This window comes from Pseudomonas emilianonis, assembly GCF_023072625.1.
Classification (GTDB): domain Bacteria; phylum Pseudomonadota; class Gammaproteobacteria; order Pseudomonadales; family Pseudomonadaceae; genus Aquipseudomonas; species Aquipseudomonas paraveronii.
This window is the reverse complement of sequence record NZ_JAKNRV010000456.1, coordinates 1-3,545: the sequence shown is the minus strand read 5'-3', so window position 1 is coordinate 3,545 and position 3,545 is coordinate 1. Positions and strand designations below refer to the sequence as shown.

Genomic DNA, 3,545 nt, shown 5'->3' with positions numbered 1-3,545 from the left:
CGGTCATGGCGGTCGAGGAGCGCTGGCCGAGTCGAGCCCGCTTGGGGCAAATGTTCGGTTGCACCGAGGCGCTGCCTGGCATCCTGGCGAGCCTGGTGCATGAAGCCGAGCTCGATCTGCATGCACTGGCCCAGGCCACCGACTGCCTGCAAGCGCAGACAACGGTCGAGCACTTGCATCGATTGATCGGCAGCGTGGCGTTCTTCGGCGCCACACCGCTGGAGGTGCGCGGTCACCAGTTGATCGAGGCGATCAATCGCGATGGGGTGGCCGTACACCTTGAGCACTTGCTTGCATTGCGCCGCGACTTGATCGGGTATTTGAAGTATTTGTCGCTGCTAGGAAATGGATGACAGCTATAGGCGATGACTTCTGTAGGTCGTCAGAGTGAGCAATTTCTTTTTTTTCTGTGGGGCAAAATCCTGCTCCCATAGATTGCTGGGCTATCTGCCATTACGGCTGTGCGGGGCGGTTGTTGCTGATCCGATCCGGGAGTACTTTGCGCGGATTCAAGTTGCCATCATGGTGGTGCTCATGCTTCGCGTAATTATTGCTGACGATCATCCCATCGTGCGTATCGGGCAGAAAGTGGTGATAGAAGCCAACGGCCGGTGCAAAGTCGTCGCCGAGGCCGACGGCCCGGATCAGTTGCTGGCGCTGATGGACAGCACACCGTGCGACATCCTGGTGACGGACTTCGCCATGCCGGGTAACCAGCAAGCCGACGGCTATGGCTTGCTGGGCCTGATGCGGCGCCGGCATCCGGACTTGCCGGTGATTCTGGTGACCATGTTTGCCAACGTCGCCACATTGCGCGAATCGTTTGCCCAGGGCGCCCGGGCGATCCTGGCCAAAAGCGCGTCGGCCCGCGAACTGCCCCTGGCGATTGCCGCCGTCATTGAAGGGCGCACCTTCGTCAGCGAATGTTTGCGTGCGCAACTGGCCGAGGCCGGGACGGGCGATCAGCAAGCCGTGCCGCAGTTGTCCGGCAAGGAGCGCGAAGTGGTGCGCATGCTCGCCAGCGGCATGACCGTCAGCCAGATCGCGGCGCGGGTCAACCGCAGCATCTCGACCATCAGCAAGCAGAAAAGCACCGCGATGACCCGGCTGTGCATTTCCACCGATGTGGATCTGTTCGCCTACGCCCGCAGCAGTGGCATGGTGCCCTGAGCCCGCAGCGGTCAGCGGCTTATTTACCCGGCGAATGTTGGTAGCCTTGGCGCTGCGGGCGGCTTATCGTGCGCTATCTTTTCGACGCCAGCGGAGCCTGCCCATGAGTGATGCCCATAACGCCCTGATCAGCGAGTTCTACCACGCGTTCCAGCGCCTTGATGCGCAAGCCATGGCCGCCTGCTACACCGACGACGTGGTGTTCAGCGACCCGGCGTTCGGCGAACTGCGCGGGCGTGATGCCGGGGATATGTGGCGCATGCTCACCACGCGGGCCAAGGATTTTTCCCTGAGCTTCGACCACGTGCGCAGTGATGACAGCACCGGCAGCGCGCATTGGGTGGCGACGTACCTGTTCAGCGCGACCGGCAACACGGTGGTCAACGACATCGGCGCGCGCTTCGTGTTTCGCGACGGCAAGATCTGCGAACACCACGACCACTTCGACCTGTGGCGCTGGTCGCGCCAGGCCCTGGGCATCAAGGGGTTGCTGCTGGGCTGGTCGCCCGCGCTGAAAAACGCCGTGCGCGCCCAGGCGCTCAAAGGCCTGAGGGCATTTCAGGCGAGTCGTTGATAAGATTGGCGCTCCTCTGGTTTGCCGAATCGACCCGTGACTGATCTTTCTGAAGCCAAACCCTGGTTCGTTTACCTAGTGCGTGCCGCCAACGGTTCGCTGTATTGCGGCATCAGCAATGACCCGGTGCGCCGGTTTGCCTCCCATCAAAGCGGCAAGGGCGCGCGGTTTTTCCTCTCCAGCCCGGCCGTCGCGCTGGTGTACACCGAGCAGTGCGCCAGCAAAGGCGAGGCGCTGCGCCAGGAGCGCCTGATCAAAAAATTGAAGAAGAGCGCCAAGGAGTGCCTGGCGGCGAGTGGCGCATTGATCTGATTGATGGGCGCCTATCTCACCCCTGCGCAGTTTTGCAGGCTAAGCTGACCGCTCATTTCATTGAGCGGAGCCTGGTATGTCTGAATTGATCCTGCACCACTACCCGCAGTCGCCTTTCGCTGAAAAAGCCCGCCTGCTCCTGGGCTTCAAGGGCTTGTCCTGGCGCTCGGTGCTGATCTCGCCGGTGATGCCCAAGCCGGACCTGGTGGCCCTCACCGGCGGCTACCGCAAGACCCCGGTGCTGCAGGTCGGCGCCGATATCTACTGTGACACGGCACTGATCGCCCACCGCCTGGAGCAGGAAAAAGCCGGGCCGGCGCTGTTTCCCCAAGGCCTGGAACTGGTCACCCAGGGTTTCGCCGCCTGGGCCGATTCGGTGGTGTTCGCCCATGCCGTGGCGTTGGTGTTCCAGCCTGAATCCCTGGCGGCCAAGTTCGCCAAAGTCCCGCCCGAAATGCTCAAAGTGCTGGTGGCCGACCGCGCCAAGCTGTTCAGCGGCGGCACCGCTGCCCGCCTGCATGTGGAGCAAGCCAAGCATCAATGGCCGGCGATCATCAGCCGTATCGACCAGCAATTGCAGCACCAAGAGGGCGATTTTCTGTTCGGTGAGCCGTCGATTGCCGACTTTGCCCTGGCCCATCCGCTATGGTTCCTCAAAGGCTCGCCGGTGACCGCGCCGTTGGTCGACGCGTATCCCGCCGTCGCCACCTGGCTCGACCGGGTACTGAGCTTTGGTCATGGCACCGCCGCCGAGATGAGCACCGAGCAAGCCCTGGACGTGGCGCGTCATGCCACCCCGGCGGCGTTGCCCGATGAAGTGTTCGAGGATTTGAATGGCTTCACGGCCGGCCAGCCGGTGAACATTGCGGCCACCGACTACGGCACCGACCCGGTGGCCGGTGAGTTGCTATTTGCCGGCCGCGAAGAACTGATCCTGCGCCGTACCGACGAACGCGGCGGCACCGTGCATGTTCACTTCCCGCGCTTGGGTTTTTGCATTCAGGCGCAATAAATCCAAATTATTTTCAACCTGAGGTGAGGTAAACCCAGCGCCCATCCGTGTAGTGTTTGAAACTGCGACTAATTCGCATTAACAGCGTTTATCTACACGGATTCTCACAGCATGAAATCGACGGCGGGCGGTTGGGTTAAACAGTGGCTGGGAGCCTCGGTCTTGACGGTATCGGGGCTGGCGCTGCTGCCTCTGAGTGTGGCGCAGGCGCAGGAACAACAAAGCGCCCAGTTCAACTTTGCCCTGGCGGCCAAGCCGCTGCCCCAGGCGCTCAGCGATTTCAGCCGGGTCACCGGGCTCAGCGTGATCTATACCGACGAAGCCCCTTACGGTCTCAACGCCCCGGCCGTCAGCGGTCAGATGAGCGCGACCCAGGCCCTGCAACGCCTGTTGGGCGGCTCCGGTTTTACCTTCCGCCAGATCGACGCCCGCACCCTGGCCCTGGAGCCCGTGCCTAGCGACGGCGCGCTGAACCTG

6 protein-coding genes are annotated in these 3,545 nt (G+C 62.4%); all 6 read left to right on the top strand.

Annotated elements, in window-relative coordinates; all coding sequences use genetic code 11:
* The coding region (locus tag L9Z73_RS27405; RefSeq protein ID WP_247407783.1) for an Hpt domain-containing protein at positions 1-353 on the top strand (353 nt) is incomplete at its 5' end.
* Positions 354-534: 181 nt separating this feature from the next.
* Positions 535-1,170, top strand: coding sequence for a response regulator transcription factor (locus tag L9Z73_RS27400; protein ID WP_247407781.1), 636 nt, complete (start codon positions 535-537; stop codon positions 1,168-1,170).
* 103 nt (positions 1,171-1,273) lie between these two features.
* Positions 1,274-1,744: a nuclear transport factor 2 family protein gene (locus L9Z73_RS27395; RefSeq protein WP_247407779.1), complete on the top strand. Its 471-nt coding sequence runs from the start codon at positions 1,274-1,276 to the stop codon at positions 1,742-1,744.
* 36 nt (positions 1,745-1,780) lie between these two features.
* Positions 1,781-2,056, top strand: coding sequence for a GIY-YIG nuclease family protein (locus tag L9Z73_RS27390; RefSeq protein ID WP_247407777.1), 276 nt, complete (start codon positions 1,781-1,783; stop codon positions 2,054-2,056).
* Between the two features lie 76 nt (positions 2,057-2,132).
* On the top strand, positions 2,133-3,068 hold the full coding sequence (locus L9Z73_RS27385) for a glutathione S-transferase family protein (RefSeq protein WP_247407775.1): 936 nt from the start codon (positions 2,133-2,135) through the stop codon (positions 3,066-3,068).
* A 111-nt stretch (positions 3,069-3,179) separates the two neighbouring features.
* On the top strand, positions 3,180-3,545 hold a 366-nt coding region (locus tag L9Z73_RS27380), incomplete at its 3' end, for an STN domain-containing protein (protein ID WP_247407773.1).